Source organism: Thermosynechococcus sp. GLH187, from assembly GCF_031583395.1.
GTDB lineage: Bacteria > Cyanobacteriota > Cyanobacteriia > Thermosynechococcales > Thermosynechococcaceae > Thermosynechococcus.
On sequence record NZ_CP134175.1, the window covers coordinates 2,644,534 to 2,661,770 of the forward strand.

Here is a 17,237-nt window from a genome sequence, read left to right on the forward strand (position 1 = left end):
CGGGAGAGCAGCACAGTGGATTCGAGTACGTATATTTTAGTTCAATTTCATGCCTATCGCGCGAATCCTGATCGTAAAGACGTTCCTAAACCCTCTCAAGTTTTACAGCTAGGGATTGTTCAATTTTGATCTCCTTTAACATAAAAATTAAGGACTTTAATCAGCAAGGGGGAAGCGTATCGTGGGGGTCTCACTCACACCAATGACACGGCACTACATTCTGCGTTTACTCAATCAAGGAAGCGATATTTTTGCCCTCGCCGGTCAAAGTTTAGAGAAAGCAGCGGGCGATCGCGAAGCGTGCCCTGTGGGCAATCGCGAGAACGATATTCTAAATCGCCTAGAATCCCTTGCCCCCTCAGAATTAGCAGCTGTAGAGATGATTGTGCGCCTCCACCGCTCCCTCAGCAACGAGGGGAATGAGGAGCCTCACCGACAGATGCAATTCAAAAGCCTTGAGGAAAAACTATGGCGGATTTTGGGTATGGACTGCCCCTCTGAGAGTCCTCAAGCTGCGCCTAGGGAGCCAGTCATCCCTGTCAAAGAGCAGCCGTCTTTAACGGTGGCTCAAGCCCTCGATCACTTGAACCGCGTCAGTGAATTAGCCCAAAAATACCTTGGCAAAGTCATCGTCGCGAATTACTGGCGAGCCTGCCGCCCTTCTAGTAGTTGGTTTGCTGATTTTGTTGTTACCGATGATGGCTACATCACCTACCACGGGTCGTTAGGAACTGGGAAGACTCTTGTGAACCCAACTCAACAGCAGCAGTTGGAAACATGGTTAGTGAGTTTTGTGGATCAATGTCGCCGTATTCTCCCCCTCTTTCGACAGGATCTGCAAAAGGCAAGACTCTCGGGTTCGTCCCTAGAACCTGAATCAGAGATTACTGCTGTTGCAGATAAGCGCTAGCCCCTAGGGTTTGCAGTTTTTGATTCTTGGCGGTCACCGTCGCGGCCAACTCTTGACGATAGGCCATCACTTGCTCCAGCAGCTTTGGATCATGACTGGCCAATAGTTGGACGGCCAATAGGCCTGCATTTTGGGCATTGCCAATGGCAACCGTCGCCACGGGAATCCCAGCCGGCATCTGCACAATGGAGTAGAGGGAGTCCAGCCCCTGTAAGTGTCGGCTCGGTACGGGTACGCCAATCACGGGTAGGGGAGTTAAGGCAGCAATCATGCCGGGCAAGTGGGCAGCGCCACCGGCACCCGCAATAATGACTTTCAGACCCCGCTGATGGGCATTTTGGGCAAACTCGACCATGGCAAGAGGCGTGCGGTGAGCCGAGAGAATCGCCACTTCATGGGGAATGCCAAAGCGTTCACAGATGGCGATCGCCCCCTGCAGGGTCGGCAAATCCGAATCACTGCCCATGACAATGGCAACCAGCGGCATCTCTGACATTCCTCTTTCCTACTCCCTCAGCAAACGGTGCAACCTCATCCTACAGCCCTTTTCACAGGAGCGAGATATTATTTCTCTATGATTACTGCTGCTGCGATTAAGCAATTTGCCCATCAGTTGGGGTTCCATCGGGTGGGGATTGTGGATTTGCGCGCCTATACCCATGACCATCCTTCTGGGGTGGCTGCCCTACAACGCTGGTTAGCCCAAGGCTTCCAAGGGGAGATGGCGTGGATGGCCAACCCGCGGCGACAGGAGATTCAAGCCGTCCTGACGGGAGCGCGATCGGTGATTTCCGTTGCCCTCAATTACTATCAGCCTGATCCAGAGCCACCCCCTAAGGTGAAAATTGCCCGCTATGCGTGGGGGCGGGATTACCATCGGGTTTTGGGAAAACGCTTGCAAGCCCTAGGGCAATGGCTGCAGGCTCAGGTACCTGAAATGGACTACCGTTGGTATGTGGATACAGGCCCGGTACAGGACAAAGTGTGGGCGGAGCAGGCGGGAATTGGCTGGATTGGCAAGCACAGTAATGTGATTTCGCGGCAGTATGGCTCGTGGATTTTCTTGGGAGAGTTAATCACCACGTTGGAGTTGACGGGCGATCGCCCCCACACTAATCACTGCGGCACCTGTACCCGTTGCTTGGCCGCCTGTCCCACCGGCGCCATTGTTGAACCCTATGTGGTGGATGCCAACCGCTGCATTGCCTACCACACGATCGAAAGCCGTGCCCCGGAAATTCCCCCCGCCATTGCTGCTCATTTAGAAGGCTGGGTTGCCGGCTGTGACATTTGCCAGGAAGTGTGTCCTTGGAATCAACGCTTTGCTCAACCCACGGATGTGGCCGACTTTGCCCCGCGATCGCCCCTCTTGAAGACTTCTCCAGAGGAACTCGCCACCCTCAGCGATGCAGCATGGGATGAACTCACCCGTGGTTCTGCCCTACGGCGAATTAAACCCGCCCAATGGCGCCGCAATGCCCAAGCGGTGCTGTCTGCCAATCGGTATGATGAAAAATGATTCAATGCGGAGGCTCACCTATGGTTCGACGACGCTCCACCCCTTGGATTCATCGTTGGTCACGGTGGTTGATTGGCGGGGTTGCCCTCGCTGGCATGGTGGTGACCGCCTACCTGACGATCGCCAAGCTGACCAATCAAGAGGTCACTTGTCCCACCGATGGCTGTGACATTGTCCTCAATAGTCCTTGGGCAACCGTGTTTGGTATTCCCCTCTCCCTCATTGGCTTTGTCGCCTACACGGGGATGCTGTCGTTGGCGGCCCTGCCCCTGTTGTTGAACCAGCCGCAGCAAAAAGAACTCCGCCGCAATGCTGAAAACACCACTTGGCTTTTGCTCTTTCTGGGGGCAACGGCCATGGCCAGCTTCAGCAGTTACCTCATGTATATCTTGGTTACAGAGATTAAGGCCACTTGTCCCTATTGCATTGCCTCAGCCGTCTTTAGCTTTACATTTTTAATCTTGACGATTATTGGTCGTGAATGGAGCGATCGCGGCCAACTCTTTTTCAATGGCGTGATTACTGCTGTGATTACGCTGGTGGCCGTCTTTGGCATCTATAATGCCCGCATGGCCAACCCTGAGGGTCCTGGCATCCCCATCGTCAATACCTCAGGTGCGGCGGAAATGGCCCTTGCTCGCCATCTCACCCAAGTGGGAGCGGTTATGTATGGTGCCTATTGGTGTAGCCACTGCCACGATCAAAAGGAACTCTTTGGTAAGCAGGCAGTACGGGAACTCAACTATGTTGAATGTGACCCCAATGGTGCCAATCCCCAAGTGGAACGCTGCCGTGCCAAGGGAATTCAGGGCTATCCCACATGGGAAATCAACGATCAGCTTTACTCCGGCACGCGATCGCTCAGTGAACTCAGTCGGCTGAGTCAATACACAGGCCCGATGAACTTCAAGAACCAATAGGGGCAAGGAACCGCAGTGATAGAATGAAGCCAACCGGGCACTACGCAGGTTTTTTATGCTTTCTATTGATACAGCCGCCGAACCCGCCAAGGCTCCTTTTGCCACACCACCTGCCCTTGCCAACATCTTAGTGGTTGAAGATGAAGACCTGATTCGGGAAACCCTTGTCCTTGCTTTGCAGGAGGAAGGCTACCATACCCTTGTGGCCAGTGATGGTTATGAGGCTCTCAATCTCATTAATACCTATCTCTTGATGGATCCTAATCCTGAAAAGGCAGAGGTGCATTTGATCATCCTAGATGTCATGCTGCCGGGCATCAATGGATTAGACCTATGCCGCTTAATTCGCCGTGAAGGCTGTACAGTTCCCATTCTCATGATCAGTGCCAAAGGCAGTGAAATTGATCGAGTGGTTGGCCTTGAAATTGGTGCCGATGACTACTTGGCCAAGCCCTTTGGCATGCGGGAGATGCTGGCGCGCTGTCGTGCCCTATTGCGGCGGACGCAAATTCAACAGGCTACAGTGCCAACGGTGCTGCGCTTTCGCGATCTCTGCCTCTATTCCCAAGAATGCCGCGTAACCCTGCGGGGCAAGGAGATCAATCTCTCCCCCAAAGAATATAAACTGCTTGAACTGTTTATGCGTCACCCTCGCCGCGTTTGGCCACGGGAGCAGTTACTCGATCAAGTGTGGGGGCATGACTTTATTGGCGATAGCAAAACGGTTGATGTCCACATCCGCTGGCTGCGGGAGAAAATTGAAACCGATCCCAGTCATCCCCAATACATTCTTACGGTGCGCGGTTTTGGTTATCGTTTTGGTTGAGACTCAGTAAAACAATCCCCATCAAAGCTGCCGGTAAAAGGAGCAGTAAAGTAATTAGCCCCAAATTTGGCGGCAAGGGATAGAGGGGGGCAATAAATTTAATGCCTAGGGCCATGAAGAGCGACACCAGCAAAACCGCCGATAACCACCTTAGTTCTGACAGCCAAGGTGTCATGTTATTTCTCCATCCCTAGGGCACTTTCAAGGGCAGTGGCCATGATGGCAGTGGGGGCGGGTTGGCCAATCCAGTACTCCAAGGCTGCGGCTCCCTGATGGAGAAGCATGGCAAGGCCGTCGAAGGTTTGCAGTCCCCGTGCCATCGCTAATTGCAAAAGAAGGGTGGGGCGAGGTTTGTAGATGAGGTCATAGACAATGGCGGTGGTGGGCAATCGTGCCAAGTCCTCGGCTGTGAGGGGGGTGGTGCCAGTATGGGGACTCATGCCAATGGGGGTGGTATTGACCACAAGGCTGACTTTCTCCAAACAACTGACCCGCTCTGACCATAAAAGGGGATGGAGCGTGATCTGTGGCCAACTGGCAACAAAGGCCTCTAGCCGTTCCCCTTGGCGACCACTGATATAGATCTGCCGACAGCCCAAGTCATAACAGGCAGTGACCACGGCTCGCGCGGCACCCCCATAGCCCAAGACTAAAACAGCAATCTCCGACCACGGGTAGGACTGTTGCCGCAGTGGTGCCAAGAAGCCATGCACATCGGTATTGGTACCCACCCATCCCTTTTCACTGCGATAGACGGTGTTGACTGCCCCCACCTGCTGTGCGAGGTCGCTGACATCCGCCAAATAGGGAAGGATGGTTTCTTTGTGGGGAAGGGTGACATTAAAGCCAACGACATTCAGGGCATCGAGGCCAGCGATCGCCACCCCCAACTGCTGCGGCTTCACCCAAAAGGGCACATAGACATAGTCCAGACCCAAATGCTCCAACGCGGCATTGTGCATTGCCGGTGAGAGGGTGTGGGCAATCGGGTCGCCAATCACCCCCAGAAGCTGGGTGTGGCCAGAGATCTTCGGCATCCGCTCCTAAACCGCCTCGTGATCTTTTTCGCTGGTGCGGATGCGAATGACCTGCTCAACGGGCGTCACAAAAATTTTGCCGTCGCCAATTTCCCCCGTGCGGGCAGCCTCAATAATTTTCGCCACGACCATATCCACTTGACTGTCTTCAACGACAATCTCAATTTTTAACTTTTGTAAAAATTCTACTGTGTATTCGGAGCCGCGGTAGCGCTCGGTTTGCCCCTTTTGCCGCCCAAAGCCGCGTACTTCGGAGACGGTCATGCCGACAATGCCCGCATTGACAAGGGCGATCTTGACTTCATCCAGTTTGAAGGGACGAATAATGGCTTCTACCTTTTTCAATGTCAAACTCCTTCTTTATGGCAACGGGCTAATCTTTATTTAGCATTGGCAAAAGAGTATAGCGTGTAGCAATAACTACATTATCTCCAATCCTCGGGCGATCGCCCAATGGCAAGGTCTCGCGCTGGCTCCAGAAAATAAGCTCTAATAGGGAAGGTAATTGAGAGGGAGTCAAGCATGGGGTGGCAGCGACCCGATGGCCGTCAACCACAGGAATTGCGATCGCACCAGTTTCAGCGGCATTTCACCCAATTTGCCTTAGGTTCAGTGCTCGCCCAAGCGGGGCAAACTCAAGTGTTGTGCACTGTTAGTCTCAAGGAAGGCGTACCCAAGTTTTTAGAAGGCACAGGCCAAGGCTGGCTCACCGCAGAGTACCGCATGCTACCCAGTGCAACGCGGCCACGGCAAGAGCGAGAATTTCTCAAACTCTCTGGGCGCACCCAAGAAATTCAACGCCTGATTGGTCGTAGCTTACGCTCTGCTTTGGACTTATCCTTACTGGGGGAGCGCACGCTCATTGTGGATGCGGATGTGCTCCAAGCCGATGCCGGCACGCGATCGCTGGCGATTACAGGGGGCTACATTGCCCTTGTGGATGCCCTGAGTACCTTACTTCAGGAAGGGGTACTTAGCGAATCTCCCCTATGTCATCAGGTGGCGGCAGTCTCTGTGGGGCTGATTGATGGCGACCCCTATTTGGATTTGAGCTACGCTGAGGATGTGGCAGCCAGTGTCGATTTCAATGTCGTGATGACGGCCAATGGTCAGTTCATTGAGGTTCAAGGTACAGCAGAGATCGGTTCCTTTGATCGGCCAACCCTCGATCGCCTTCTCGATGTCGCCAGCCAAGGGATTCAAGAACTCATTGAGATTCAACAGCAGGTCCTAGCGGCAAGCCATGAGTGAGCAGGCCATTTACCTCGGACACATCGTCAAGTCCAACTCCCACTGCGATTATGTGGCGCAACTGGTGGATCGCTTGGATGTGCCCCACCCCCCCGCCCCAGAAGACTATGGCTTTGGTCGCTTTGTCAAGCTCGAGGATGAGCAGCGCCACTGGGCAGTCGGGGTCATTTACAACTCTCAACTGTTGAATCCCCAGTTCCATCAGATCAGCCCGCGCCTCACCACCAATGCCGACACCTTTCTCAGTCCCGATTTGGTCAGTGAAACCCGTACACTGCTGTGGATTGCCCTCATTGGTCATTTGGTGACTACTGAGGATCGCCTCTATGGCCAGCAGGGGATGCCCACCCTTGTGGTGCCTGTGAATACGCCCGTGTGGCAATTGACCACTGCTGAGGTGTTGGCCTTTCATCGCAGTGCCCAAGGTCAAGCCCAGTTTCGCTACTATGCCCATTTGTTACGCTCAACGGGGAACTATGCCGCACCCTTGTTGGGGCAAATTCTGGAAACCATTACGCCACTGTTCAGTGGAACTGAACGGCGATCGCTCGAAATTATCAACAAAGAGTTGGCTTGGCGGCATACCTTAGGCACTTTGCGCTAAGACTGGACACAGAAATTGGGGTTTTGCAAATAAACTTCATGAAAAATCCTATGCAATGGTGACAAATTAGGGATACATCTGCTAAGGTCATTAAGTGTGTGAGGAGCGAACCAGTTAAGGGCACCGAGACGAAACACGGCCAGTCGTCGGTGCTCTTTCTGATGAGTAGGCTATGCTGGCACGGGTTTGGAGTGCTGCCGTTCTAGGAATTGACGCGATTCCCGTCGGCGTCGAAGTAGATGTTTCTGGCGGCTTACCGGGGATTGTGGTGGTGGGTCTGCCCGATGCGGGTGTGCAAGAGGCACGGGAGCGCGTTAAGGCGGCGATTCGCAATGCCGGTTTTAGCTTCCCAATGCGGCGCATTGTCGTTAATCTCACCCCCGCCGATTTACGTAAGGAAGGCCCCAGCTTTGATCTCCCGATTAGCATTGGCATCCTAGCCGCTTCAGGACAGGTTGCAACGGATTTACTCGGCGATCATCTCTTTCTCGGCGAAGTGTCCCTCGATGGCACCTTGCAACCCGTGGCAGGGGTACTGGCGATCGCCATTGCGGCGCAAGCCCAAGGCATGACCGGTCTCGTGGTGCCCATGGCCAATGTCACTGAAGCAGCGGTGGTGCAGGGGCTAAAGGTCTATGGTTGCCACACCCTCGCCGAAGTCGCAGCCTTTTTGAATGACCCCAACTCGCGATCGCCAGCAGCCAATTCCCTAAGTTTGCATGCTCCACCCTCTGCCCGCTCTGGTCTTGACCTTAAGGACGTGAAGGGGCAGTATCAAGCGCGGCGTGCCCTCGAAATTGCGGCTGCGGGTGGGCACAATCTCATCTTTGTCGGGCCACCGGGCAGTGGCAAAACAATGTTGGCACGGCGGTTACCCACCATCTTGCCGCCCTTGACCTTTGAGGAAGCCCTTGAAGTCACCAAAATTCACTCCGTGGCTGGACTGCTCAAAGAACGCGGCCAATTGCTCCAAGAACCCCCTTTTCGGAGTCCGCACCATTCTGCCTCTGGCCCTGCCCTTGTGGGCGGTGGCAGTTATCCGCGTCCGGGGGAAATCTCCCTTGCCCATCGGGGGGTGCTCTTTCTTGATGAATTAACGGAATTCAAGCGGGATGTGTTGGAGTTTTTGCGGCAGCCCCTTGAAGATGGCCAAGTCACCATTGCCCGCACCCGCCAATCCGTGGTGTTCCCGGCGCAATTTACCCTCGTGGCCAGCACCAATCCCTGCCCCTGTGGCTACTATGGCGATCCAGTGCAACCCTGTACCTGCTCGCCGCGCCAGCGAGAACAGTATTGGGCAAAGCTCTCTGGCCCCCTGCTGGATCGCATTGATCTGCAAGTGAGTGTCAGCCGCCTCAAGCCCGAGGAAATGACCCGCCAAACCCTAGGGGAAGATTCAGCCACGGTACGGCAGCGGGTCTTGGCGGCACGCCAACGCGCCCAACAGCGATTTGCTCAAGAACCCACTCTCCACTGCAACGCCCAAATGCAAAGTCGCCATCTGCGCCAGTGGTGTCGTTTGGATGAGCCTTCCACCAAGCTCCTAGAAAGGGCGATCGCCCAACTGGGTCTCTCGGCACGCGCCACAGACCGTATCCTAAAAGTAGCCCGTACCATTGCTGATCTGGCCGACTGTGAAACGATTGCCGCTGCTCACGTGGCCGAAGCGATTCAATACCGCATGCTCGATCGCCTGCAATAGACGCGGCTGGTTTGCGCTGCTGCTGGGTTGCTTAGCTCTACTGCTCATCGGCTGTACAACGGCAACCCAATCTACGAAGCCCATTGAACTCGTGTTTTGGCATGGGGTCAACCCACCCCCCAACCGCGTGATCCTCCAGCGTCTTGTGGATCGCTTCAACGCCCGCCATCCCCAGATTCATGTCCAAGCTCTCTACGTTGGCCAACCCGACCAGCAGTTACCGAAAATTCTGGCCGCAGTGGTGGGCAATGCCGCCCCAGATCTGCTCTGGTATAACCCCACGATCACGGGGCAGTTTGTTGATCTGGGTGCCCTGCGTCCCCTTGATGACTGGTGGCAAGCTTCCCCCTACCGCGATCAAGTTAGTCCTGCCCTGATACCAACAATGCGCTACGGCAACCATTACTGGTCTATTCCCTTTGCCACCAACAACCTTGGAATTTTTTATCGTCCCAGTTTATTGGCTGCCGCTGGCGTGAAAACACTGCCCAGCACATGGCAGGAATTAGAGCAGGTCAGCCAAACCCTAAAGGCACAGGGCATCACCCCACTACTCCTTGCCCTTGGCCAAGGGGAATTTGCCGTCTTTACTTGGTTGCCCTTCTTTTGGAGTGCGGGTGGCAGTCTCGGAGACACACCAGAAAGCGCCCACATTGAGACACCCCCGGCGATCGCGGCTCTTGAGTTTTGGCAACGCCTGCGACAAGAAGGCTTAGCGACACTCTCTGCTCCGGAACGTGGTTATGAACTGGATCAATTGATTCGTGGCGAGGTGGCGATGCAAATTACAGGGCCTTGGACGTTGGCGCAACTCCAACAGTCGGGGGTGGATTTTGGCGTTCTACCCATGCCCGCCCTCAAAACCGCCGCAACTGCACTGGGGGGCGAAAATCTCTTTGTCTTTCGCTCAACACCGCAACGGGAAGAGGCTGCTCTAGCCTTTTTGGACTACGTTCTCAGTGAAGAATTTCAGACGGAGTGGGCTTTGGGCACAGGGTATTTGCCCGTGAATGAACGGGTGCGTACCAACGATCGCTATCAGGCCTTTGTAGCACAGCAACCTGCGCTTCGTGTTTTTCTAGATCAGATGGCCGCTGCTCAGGCACGTCCCAACTTCCGTGGTTATACCCGCTTTTCCCAAACCCTTGGACGAGCGATCGAAAGCGTTCTCCTTGGCAAATCAACCCCGAAAACCGCAGTGGAAACCGCAGAGCAACGTTGGCAACTGATGCGCCCGCGTTAAAAGAGACTACCCGCCGCCTTGACCATATTGGCTGGGTTAAAGGCATCCATGGCAGCGGTGGCCTCATAACCACAGTGCACCATGCAGTCACGGCACTTGGGATTGCCACTTTTGTGGCCATACTTCTCCCAATCGGTATTTTCAATCAGTTCCTTCCAAGTTTTGTAATGCCCCTCATTGAGGAGATAGCAGGGTTTTTGCCAACCCAAGACGCTATAGCTGGGCATTCCCCAAGGGGTACACTCATAGTCCTTTTCACCGACCAGGAAATCAAGGAAGAGGGGATTGTGGTTAAAGTTCCATTTCTTCTGACCCGCGCGGTAAGGAGCGAGAATTTCGCGGAAGAGGGCACGGGTTTGCTCCCGTTTGAGGAAGTGCTCCTGATCCGGTGCCCACTCATAGGCATAGCCCGGCGAGATCATCATGCCATCCACCCCTAGGGAACTGACAAAGTCAAAGAACTCCTGCATTTCCTTAGGATCCACCCCTTCAAAAATTGTCGTATTGGTGGTGACACGGAAGCCCTTGGCTTTAGCCGCTTTAATCGCTTTCACCGCAATATCAAAGACCCCTTTGCGATCCACGCATTTGTCGTGCCACTCCCGCAGACCATCGAGGTGAACGCTGAAGCTAAAGTAGGGGGAGGGCTTGAATTTATGGAGATTTTCCTCTAGGAGAATACCGTTGGTGCACAGATAAACAAACTTCCGCCGTGCCACCAAGCCACTGACAATTTCATCAATTTGCGGGTGCAGCAGGGGTTCCCCACCGGGAATGGCAACAATCGGTGCACCACATTCTTCAACGGCGCGGAAGCATTCCTCTGGGGTGAGATATTTGCGCAGGACTTCAAGGGGATGCTGAATTTTACCGCAGCCCGAACAGGCGAGATTACAGCGAAAGAGAGGCTCAAGCATCAAGGTGAGGGGAAAGCGCTTTTTGCCCTGTAGGCGTTGTGAGATGATATAGGTCGCGACTTCCACTGCCTGCTTGATGTGGACTCCCATGGGCAATTCTCCTCAATGTGGCTAATTTTCTAGCCAAGACGCTTAATAGATGTTTATAGTTGTAGCAGCTTTGTGGGCGATCGCCAAAGTGTCCTATCAGGTTTGCAAAGTGGCACACTATGCTCGTGCTCAAGAGGCTAGCGGCAGCGACAGTGAAAATTTTTGCAAAATCCCCTAGCCAATCTTGACAGAGATACCTATAATCAGAGACCATTAGAGGTACTGTAGAAAAATCCCTTTTGCTTAACCTCCATAGCCTAAGAGACCAAAGGTTAAGCATAGACTTTCATCAAGGCTGGCATGGGGTGACATCTTTTCCTTCTGCAAGTCGTGCAGAGCTTTTTAGGTATCACCAGAGTTGCGTTCCGCGTTCCAATGCCAACCCACCTCTACAGGAACCCTTTTCCCAACCATCTTAAAGCCAAACTTGCACGCGTCCCTTACAGGGGCAAGAGTGGCTCAACACTGTGCTAGATGCCTTTAGCCCATTCATGCTGACGTTTATTTTGTTAAGAAATTCTAAGGATAATGAATGCCTAAGCAAATTATTATTGCCGAGGAACATCGGCTAGCGGCGGTCTTTGCCGAAGATCAAATTCAAGAATTAATCGTGGCCACGGGCACCCATCAGGTGGGGGACATCTACCTTGGGGTGGTTGAAAATGTCCTACCGGGCATTGATGCTGCCTTTGTCAACTTGGGGGATGCCTCCCGTAATGGCTTTATCCATGTCACTGACCTTGGCCCATTGCGCCTGAAGCGAACGGCTGGGGCAATCACGGAATTGCTCGCACCGCAGCAAAAAGTGCTGGTTCAGGTCATGAAGGAACCCACGGGCACCAAGGGGCCACGGCTGACCGGAAATATTTCGTTGCCTGGGCGCTATCTCGTGCTGATGCCCTATGGTCGGGGGGTGAATCTATCGCGACGGATTACCAATGAGGCGGAACGGCATCGGCTACGTGCCCTGGGCATTTTGGTCAAACCCGCTGGCATGGGGCTACTGGTGCGTACAGAGGCTGAGGGTGTCTCTGAAGAGGCCATACTTGAGGATCTGGAACTCCTGCAACGGCAGTGGGAAACGATCCAACAGCAGGCGGCCTCCAGCCGTCCTCCCCAGCTTCTGGGGCGCGATGATGACTTTATCCAAAAAGTGTTGCGGGATGTCTATAGCAGTGATGTCAACCGCATTGTGGTGGATACTCCGGATGGGGTCAAACGGGTCAAACAGCACCTGAAAAACTGGAATGTCAATAAGCCGGTGGGGGTTCTCATTGACTATCACCAAGAACCCATTCCCATTTTGGATTACTTTCGGGTGAATGCTGCCATCCGTGAAGCCCTGAAACCCCGTGTGGATTTGCCCTCCGGTGGCTATATCATCATTCAACCAACAGAGGCACTGACGGTCATTGATGTGAACTCTGGTTCATTCACTAGTTCAGCCACCTCGCGGGAAACAGTGCTGTGGACAAACTGCGAAGCGGCTACGGAGATTGCTCGCCAACTGCGACTGCGCAATATTGCTGGCGTGATCATTGTGGATTTTATTGACATGGATTCCCGCCGCGACCAGTTGCAACTGCTGGAGCACTTTAGTAAAGCCCTGCGTGCTGATAAAGCTCGCCCCCAAATTGCTCAACTCTCAGAACTGGGGCTAGTGGAACTGACCCGCAAACGTCAAGGGCAAAATATCTATGAACTTTTTGGCCGTCCCTGTAGTGCCTGCGGTGGTCTGGGTCACTTGGTGCATTTACCCGGTGAACCGGAGGATAGCCCCGGCGAAATTGTCGAGCGATCGCCCATGCCGCGTCCACCGGAGCCACGCCGCAGTTTAGAATCCCGCACTGAACCCAATGGCTTTGCCAGTAGCAGTCTAGAGACCCAACTCATTAACCACCCTGACTATCAAGCGGTAGGGGGTATTCGCCCGCGTGCTTCCCGCAGTAGTCATCCACCAACCCCCCGCAGTCCTCGCCGTGCCTCTGAAAATGGCAATGGCCGCAAGGTGATTACCACGCCTACAGAAACGGCGCCGCCGCCAGTGGTCAAAGTGGAGAGCCGTCCGCCGCGCCCTGCCCGTCCTAGCCGCTCTGAACCAGCGGAAGTGATTACCGTAACAATGACGGATCAAGAGCAGGCGGTCTATGCGGAAATGGGAATTTCACCCCTTGTGTTGCACTCTGAGGAGGTGAAGAATCCGCGGGGAACGATTGTGATGGTGGCACGCCCCGGCCAAGACCCCCTACCCCTGCCCCAGAAAACTGCACGACCCGTTAGTGAGGGAATGCCTGAGGATATCCCAGAGACTGCTGATGAGCCGCCCGCCCCTGTGGTTAGCACGATTAATGTCGAGCCGATTCCAGCCACTGCGCTGCTCAATACCAGTGAGCCAGAAGTCACGACCGAGTCTGAATCCGGCGGGGAAGCATCCACCCCAGAGGCCTCCGTGCCCGCAGGTCGGCGGCGGCGGCGACGGGTCACCACTAGCGAGCAGCTCTCCCTCGATGCCAATACTTAGGCTCAGCAATAGCAATGTTGGGGGATCTAGACCCTGCCCTCATCCAAGAGTGGCTCAAGGCTGCATCGGCAGAACTTCCTCAGGGGGAACCCCTTCAACGGCTACCGCGGGTAGGGTCTGAGGTCTTTGCCTTTGCAGTGGTCACACCGAAGCAACGGTTTACCCTTGGGCGTTCCAATTTGCGCTTTCCCTTAATGAGCGCAATTAAGCCCTTCTTGCTGCTGTATGCCTTGACGCTGTGGCAGGAGCAGGTGTGGACGTGGGTGGGACAGCGCCCCTCAGATTACCCCTATAACTCTGTGTTGCAGTTAACCCTTGATCAGGGGTGGCCGCGCAATCCCATGATTAATAGTGGAGCGATCGCCCTTGCTAGCCAATTGGCTCATGTTGGCGGTGTTGCGGTCTTTCAGACTTGGCTCAATGAGTGTGCGGGTACGCAGTTGCAGGTGGATCAGGAGGTGTTAGCAGCCGTTTATCGCCATCCCAACTGGCAAAATCGCACCCTTGCCCACTGTTTAGTGGAGTCTGGACGCATTGCCGATGCCGGAGTTGCCCTTGAGATCTACAATCAGGTGTGCTGTTTCCAAGGAACGATTGAGGAAGTGGCGCGCTTGGGTCTCCTGTTGGCACTGCCCCATGACAAGGTGAGCGATCGCCATCGTCAGCAGGTGAATGTGCTCATGCTCACCTGTGGCCTCTACGAGGACTCCCCCCGCTATGCCCTAGAAATTGGCTTGCCCGTGAAATCGGGTGTGAGTGGTGTGATTTTGGCCATTGTGCCGCGACAGGGGGCGATCGCCTGCTACAGTCCACCCCTCGATCGCAGTGGCAACTCGATTTTGGGTCTATACCTGCTCCAGCGCATCAGCCGCCACCTCGGCCTCAGTCCCTTGGGCTAACTGCACCACCAAGCGGCGATCCGGTTCCTCTCCATAACTAAAGGTTTCAAGGCGATCGCTCTCTACCTTGATGAGACTGTGAACGACACGCCGCTCTGCTGCGGATAGGGAGCGAATTTCAACGGGTTTACCGGTGTCGAGGACTTGGGCAGCCACCTGATGGGCAATCTCCTGCAACTGGCGATAACGGGCGCGGCGATAGCCCGCCAATTCCAAGGTAAAAGCCGTTTGCTCCTCCCGCGATCGCCCCAAATTCAACGTGGCATTGAGCAGATATTGCAACGCATCGAGAGCTTGGGCATTGTTGGCCAGCAGGGATTCAATTTGCGCAGCACTCAGGGACTGGCGATCGATCTCTAGCCAGTACCCAGGCACCACACTTGCTAAAGGGGACTCCACCACAGAAACGGTTGTCTTAAAGCCTGCTAGAGCAAGCGCCTGTTCCAGCCACGCACACCCCGCAGCAATTGGATCAGCGGTCATGCCTCCCCTCAACTTGATGGATGACGCTTGGCTTTAGTGGCCTTGGCACTTTTAACCCCCTTGCCCTCAAAGGGAAGAGCAGCCCGATTTTTAATCGCTTCAGCCCGTTCCTGCTCCTCCACGAGTTTTTGCAGGTTCTCTGGCAACGGCTCCTGTTGGAGAATAAAGGTTTGCACCGTCTGGAAGATGTTGGCGATTAGCATATAGAGTAGCACCCCTGCCGGCAGTGGGAAAAAGAGGAACATCCCAGAGAAGATAATCGGCGTCAATTGATTTACAGTTTGCTGCTGCGGGTTATTGCTGCTGCCTTGGCCAGAGAGCAACTGGTTGACGTAGAGACTGACACCAAAGCCAAGGATCATGATCAGGATATCCCAGTGGATCGCGCCCCAATTAAACTGGCGTGTGCCATCGGGCAGCGTGATGAAGAGTTCCCCTTGATCAATGGCACCCACATGGCCAAGGGCAGAGATAAAGAGGAAACCTTTATCCGCCGCAATCCCCGGAATCGTTCCCTGAACCGTTACATCACCGGGTTGCAGGGCTTGCAGATGCCCCTCACTGTCAATGGTTGCCCGCTCTTGACCGCGAATAATTTGCCACTTGGGTTGCAGGTGACTATTGGGATAGGCGGCGGCCAGTTCACTAAAGGGTTTCCCCTCCTTGGTTTGGAATTGGAGATCCACCGTTTGACCCACTGGAATCTTGGTACCGCTGGGAACCACCGCCTGAATGGGGAAGTGGATGCCCTCATCAACGTAGATATTTTGCGGCTTAGTGGCAAAGGGCTGGGCTAAGACAGTTTGATCAGGGGGAACAATTTGCAGGTTGAGCTGGTAATTCACATCAGCAAAGGGTGATCCGCGGAGCGTGGCAAAGAGAGCAAAGAGAATCGGCAACTGCAACAGCAGGGGGAAACACCCCGCCAAGGGATTACCAAACTCCTTGTACACCTCTGCCATTGCCTTTTGCTGTTCGGCAGGATTATCCTTGTATTTCTGTTGGATTTCCTGCATCCGTTTTTGCATGATCGGCTGCACAACTTTCATGCGCCGCATATTGCGAATGGATCCCGCACTGAGGGGATAGACGGCAAAGCGCACCACCAGTGTCAGCGCCACAATCGCAAGGCCATAGCTGGGCACAATCCCATAGAAAAAGTCAAGGATTGGCAGCATGACATTGTTGGAGAGGAAACCGATACCAAAATCCATGGAATCCTGCAATTAGGGGTGAACAGTTAACAGAACTATCTTAGGTCTTAAGAACCAATCGCGCCACTGACACTTTTGGCAGCGGGACTCAATTTGGCAGAAATATAGTCATAAATTTCACGGAAGCGGGGGACAGCGCGCATTTCTAAGCGGCTACCATCTTTGAGGGTGACGACCATATCACCGTAGGCGCCCCAGCCGCGAGGAACGGTGACGACTTTGGTGATTTCGCTATAAATGACATCGGAGCGATCGCGCCCCATCCAGCCACCTATCACCGTAATCCGCCGATTGGTAATGCGGTAGCGCAGCCAGAGGGCACGGACAATGGCACCAACGGTAAGGGGCAGACAAATCACCGTTAGCCCCAACAGTAAGTTGATCACCAAGTCGCCCCAATGGGGACCGCCTTCGTAGAAAACGTCTTCGGAAATTCCTGGCATCGTCAGTACCCCTGCTTTGGCTATTAACTGCGTCAATTCAGCGCGACAGTCCTCGTCACTCACTTGCAGTGCCGCCTGACGCACTACCACAATCATATCCCACCCTGCGGCTATCTGCGGTAAGAGTGGGCGGATCACCCGTCGCCATTGCCGTTTCAAACGGTTGCGATCGACGGCTCGCTTACTCACCCTTTTGCTGACCACAATGCCCAGCCGGGGTGCTGCCTTGACGGCTTGGGGCGCCAGCCAAAGAACGGCCAGTTTGCCGTGGTGGGCGGTTTTGTGTTGATAGACGCGGTCAAAATCATGGCGATCGCGCAGGCGATGTTGACGAGGGAGCACTAGACTGCAAGCCGTGCCCGTCCTTTACGCCGCCGTGCCTTAATGACGTTCTGACCCGATTTGGTGCGCATGCGCGCGCGAAACCCAGAGGTGCGTTTACGTTTGCGGACAGTACCGCCCAGTGTACGTTGCGTCATGGCTGTTGCAGTTATGATGGTTAATCAGAAAAAACACTGCCCCAAGGGGCACGCCCTAGTCAGTCGTTAGAGCGATCTACAATCGTATCACTTCCCGTGAGGCAGCGGTAGCCCTGCAAGGCTATTGCCGTCTTGGTCGTGTTGCCTATCATTGCTCACATCCTACGGACGAGGTTTGC

19 protein-coding genes and 1 pseudogene are annotated in these 17,237 nt (G+C 54.4%); 10 read left to right on the plus strand and 10 right to left on the minus strand.

Annotated elements, in window-relative coordinates:
* Positions 1–202: 202 nt before the first annotated feature.
* The gene (locus tag RHI63_RS12935) at positions 203–910 is read left to right on the plus strand and encodes a hypothetical protein (protein ID WP_206200511.1); all 708 of its coding nucleotides are present in this window, start codon (positions 203–205) and stop codon (positions 908–910) included.
* Here RHI63_RS12935 and purE read toward each other — a convergent pair.
* Positions 885–1,406, minus strand: a complete 522-nt coding sequence (purE, locus tag RHI63_RS12940) for a 5-(carboxyamino)imidazole ribonucleotide mutase (protein ID WP_206200512.1) — start codon at positions 1,404–1,406, stop codon at positions 885–887. The genes RHI63_RS12935 and purE overlap by 26 nt on opposite strands.
* Before the next feature lie 78 nt (positions 1,407–1,484).
* Between purE and queG the strand changes: the two genes are divergently transcribed.
* From queG to RHI63_RS12955, 3 genes are read left to right on the plus strand one after another with little or no spacing between them, the layout of a single operon-like run.
* Positions 1,485–2,429, plus strand: coding sequence for a tRNA epoxyqueuosine(34) reductase QueG (gene queG, locus RHI63_RS12945; RefSeq protein ID WP_310743156.1), 945 nt, complete (start codon positions 1,485–1,487; stop codon positions 2,427–2,429).
* Positions 2,430–2,449: 20 nt separating this feature from the next.
* The gene (locus RHI63_RS12950) at positions 2,450–3,349 is read left to right on the plus strand and encodes a vitamin K epoxide reductase family protein (RefSeq protein WP_225901597.1); all 900 of its coding nucleotides are present in this window, start codon (positions 2,450–2,452) and stop codon (positions 3,347–3,349) included.
* A 55-nt stretch (positions 3,350–3,404) separates the two neighbouring features.
* Complete coding sequence (locus RHI63_RS12955; RefSeq protein ID WP_310743157.1) at positions 3,405–4,175, plus strand: response regulator transcription factor; 771 nt, start codon at positions 3,405–3,407, stop codon at positions 4,173–4,175.
* On the opposite strand, the gene RHI63_RS12960 is transcribed toward RHI63_RS12955, so the two are convergent.
* The 3 genes from RHI63_RS12960 to RHI63_RS12970 are packed head-to-tail and all read right to left on the minus strand — an operon-like array spanning position 4,141 to position 5,557.
* Positions 4,141–4,350: a hypothetical protein gene (locus RHI63_RS12960; protein WP_206200516.1), complete on the minus strand. Its 210-nt coding sequence runs from the start codon at positions 4,348–4,350 to the stop codon at positions 4,141–4,143. The two genes, RHI63_RS12955 and RHI63_RS12960, sit on opposite strands and share 35 nt — an antisense overlap.
* Position 4,351: 1 nt before the next feature.
* Positions 4,352–5,212, minus strand: a complete 861-nt coding sequence (locus RHI63_RS12965) for a shikimate dehydrogenase (protein WP_206200517.1) — start codon at positions 5,210–5,212, stop codon at positions 4,352–4,354.
* 6 nt (positions 5,213–5,218) lie between these two features.
* Complete coding sequence (locus RHI63_RS12970; RefSeq protein ID WP_206200518.1) at positions 5,219–5,557, minus strand: P-II family nitrogen regulator; 339 nt, start codon at positions 5,555–5,557, stop codon at positions 5,219–5,221.
* 177 nt (positions 5,558–5,734) lie between these two features.
* Between RHI63_RS12970 and rph the strand changes: the two genes are divergently transcribed.
* The 4 genes from rph (at position 5,735) to RHI63_RS12990 (ending at position 10,012) form a co-directional block, all read left to right on the plus strand.
* Entirely contained in the window at positions 5,735–6,463 is a 729-nt protein-coding gene (gene rph / locus RHI63_RS12975) for a ribonuclease PH (protein ID WP_206200519.1), read from the plus strand.
* Complete coding sequence (locus RHI63_RS12980) at positions 6,456–7,067, plus strand: hypothetical protein (protein ID WP_206200520.1); 612 nt, start codon at positions 6,456–6,458, stop codon at positions 7,065–7,067. The genes rph and RHI63_RS12980 overlap by 8 nt, the downstream gene beginning before the upstream one ends.
* Before the next feature lie 172 nt (positions 7,068–7,239).
* Entirely contained in the window at positions 7,240–8,769 is a 1,530-nt protein-coding gene (locus RHI63_RS12985; protein ID WP_310800302.1) for a YifB family Mg chelatase-like AAA ATPase, read from the plus strand.
* The gene (locus RHI63_RS12990) at positions 8,702–10,012 is read left to right on the plus strand and encodes an ABC transporter substrate-binding protein (RefSeq protein WP_310821675.1); all 1,311 of its coding nucleotides are present in this window, start codon (positions 8,702–8,704) and stop codon (positions 10,010–10,012) included. Before RHI63_RS12985 ends, RHI63_RS12990 begins: the two co-directional genes overlap by 68 nt.
* Here the strand turns inward: RHI63_RS12990 and hpnH are convergent.
* Positions 10,009–11,019: an adenosyl-hopene transferase HpnH gene (gene hpnH / locus RHI63_RS12995; protein WP_206200523.1), complete on the minus strand. Its 1,011-nt coding sequence runs from the start codon at positions 11,017–11,019 to the stop codon at positions 10,009–10,011. The genes RHI63_RS12990 and hpnH overlap by 4 nt on opposite strands.
* 532 nt (positions 11,020–11,551) lie before the next feature.
* Here hpnH and RHI63_RS13000 point away from each other — a divergent pair.
* Together RHI63_RS13000 and RHI63_RS13005 are read left to right on the plus strand one after the other, a co-directional pair.
* The gene (locus RHI63_RS13000; RefSeq protein ID WP_310743160.1) at positions 11,552–13,540 is read left to right on the plus strand and encodes an Rne/Rng family ribonuclease; all 1,989 of its coding nucleotides are present in this window, start codon (positions 11,552–11,554) and stop codon (positions 13,538–13,540) included.
* 14 nt (positions 13,541–13,554) lie between these two features.
* Positions 13,555–14,439: a glutaminase gene (locus tag RHI63_RS13005; RefSeq protein WP_310821676.1), complete on the plus strand. Its 885-nt coding sequence runs from the start codon at positions 13,555–13,557 to the stop codon at positions 14,437–14,439.
* Here RHI63_RS13005 and RHI63_RS13010 read toward each other — a convergent pair.
* From RHI63_RS13010 to rpmH, 5 genes and pseudogenes are all read right to left on the minus strand, one after another.
* Positions 14,386–14,922: a R3H domain-containing nucleic acid-binding protein gene (locus RHI63_RS13010; RefSeq protein WP_310743162.1), complete on the minus strand. Its 537-nt coding sequence runs from the start codon at positions 14,920–14,922 to the stop codon at positions 14,386–14,388. The two genes, RHI63_RS13005 and RHI63_RS13010, sit on opposite strands and share 54 nt — an antisense overlap.
* 8 nt (positions 14,923–14,930) lie before the next feature.
* Positions 14,931–16,136: a membrane protein insertase YidC gene (gene yidC / locus RHI63_RS13015; protein ID WP_310744652.1), complete on the minus strand. Its 1,206-nt coding sequence runs from the start codon at positions 16,134–16,136 to the stop codon at positions 14,931–14,933.
* Between the two features lie 47 nt (positions 16,137–16,183).
* Complete coding sequence (locus RHI63_RS13020; protein ID WP_225901724.1) at positions 16,184–16,579, minus strand: PH domain-containing protein; 396 nt, start codon at positions 16,577–16,579, stop codon at positions 16,184–16,186.
* A gap of 72 nt (positions 16,580–16,651) precedes the next feature.
* Positions 16,652–16,921, minus strand: a pseudogene (gene rnpA / locus RHI63_RS13025) (ribonuclease P protein component); the annotation flags it as partial.
* Positions 16,921–17,058 (minus strand): 50S ribosomal protein L34, encoded by a 138-nt coding sequence (gene rpmH / locus RHI63_RS13030; protein WP_099799755.1) that lies wholly within the window; start codon positions 17,056–17,058, stop codon positions 16,921–16,923. The pseudogene rnpA and the gene rpmH, both read right to left, overlap by 1 nt.
* Positions 17,059–17,237 lie beyond the last annotated feature (179 nt).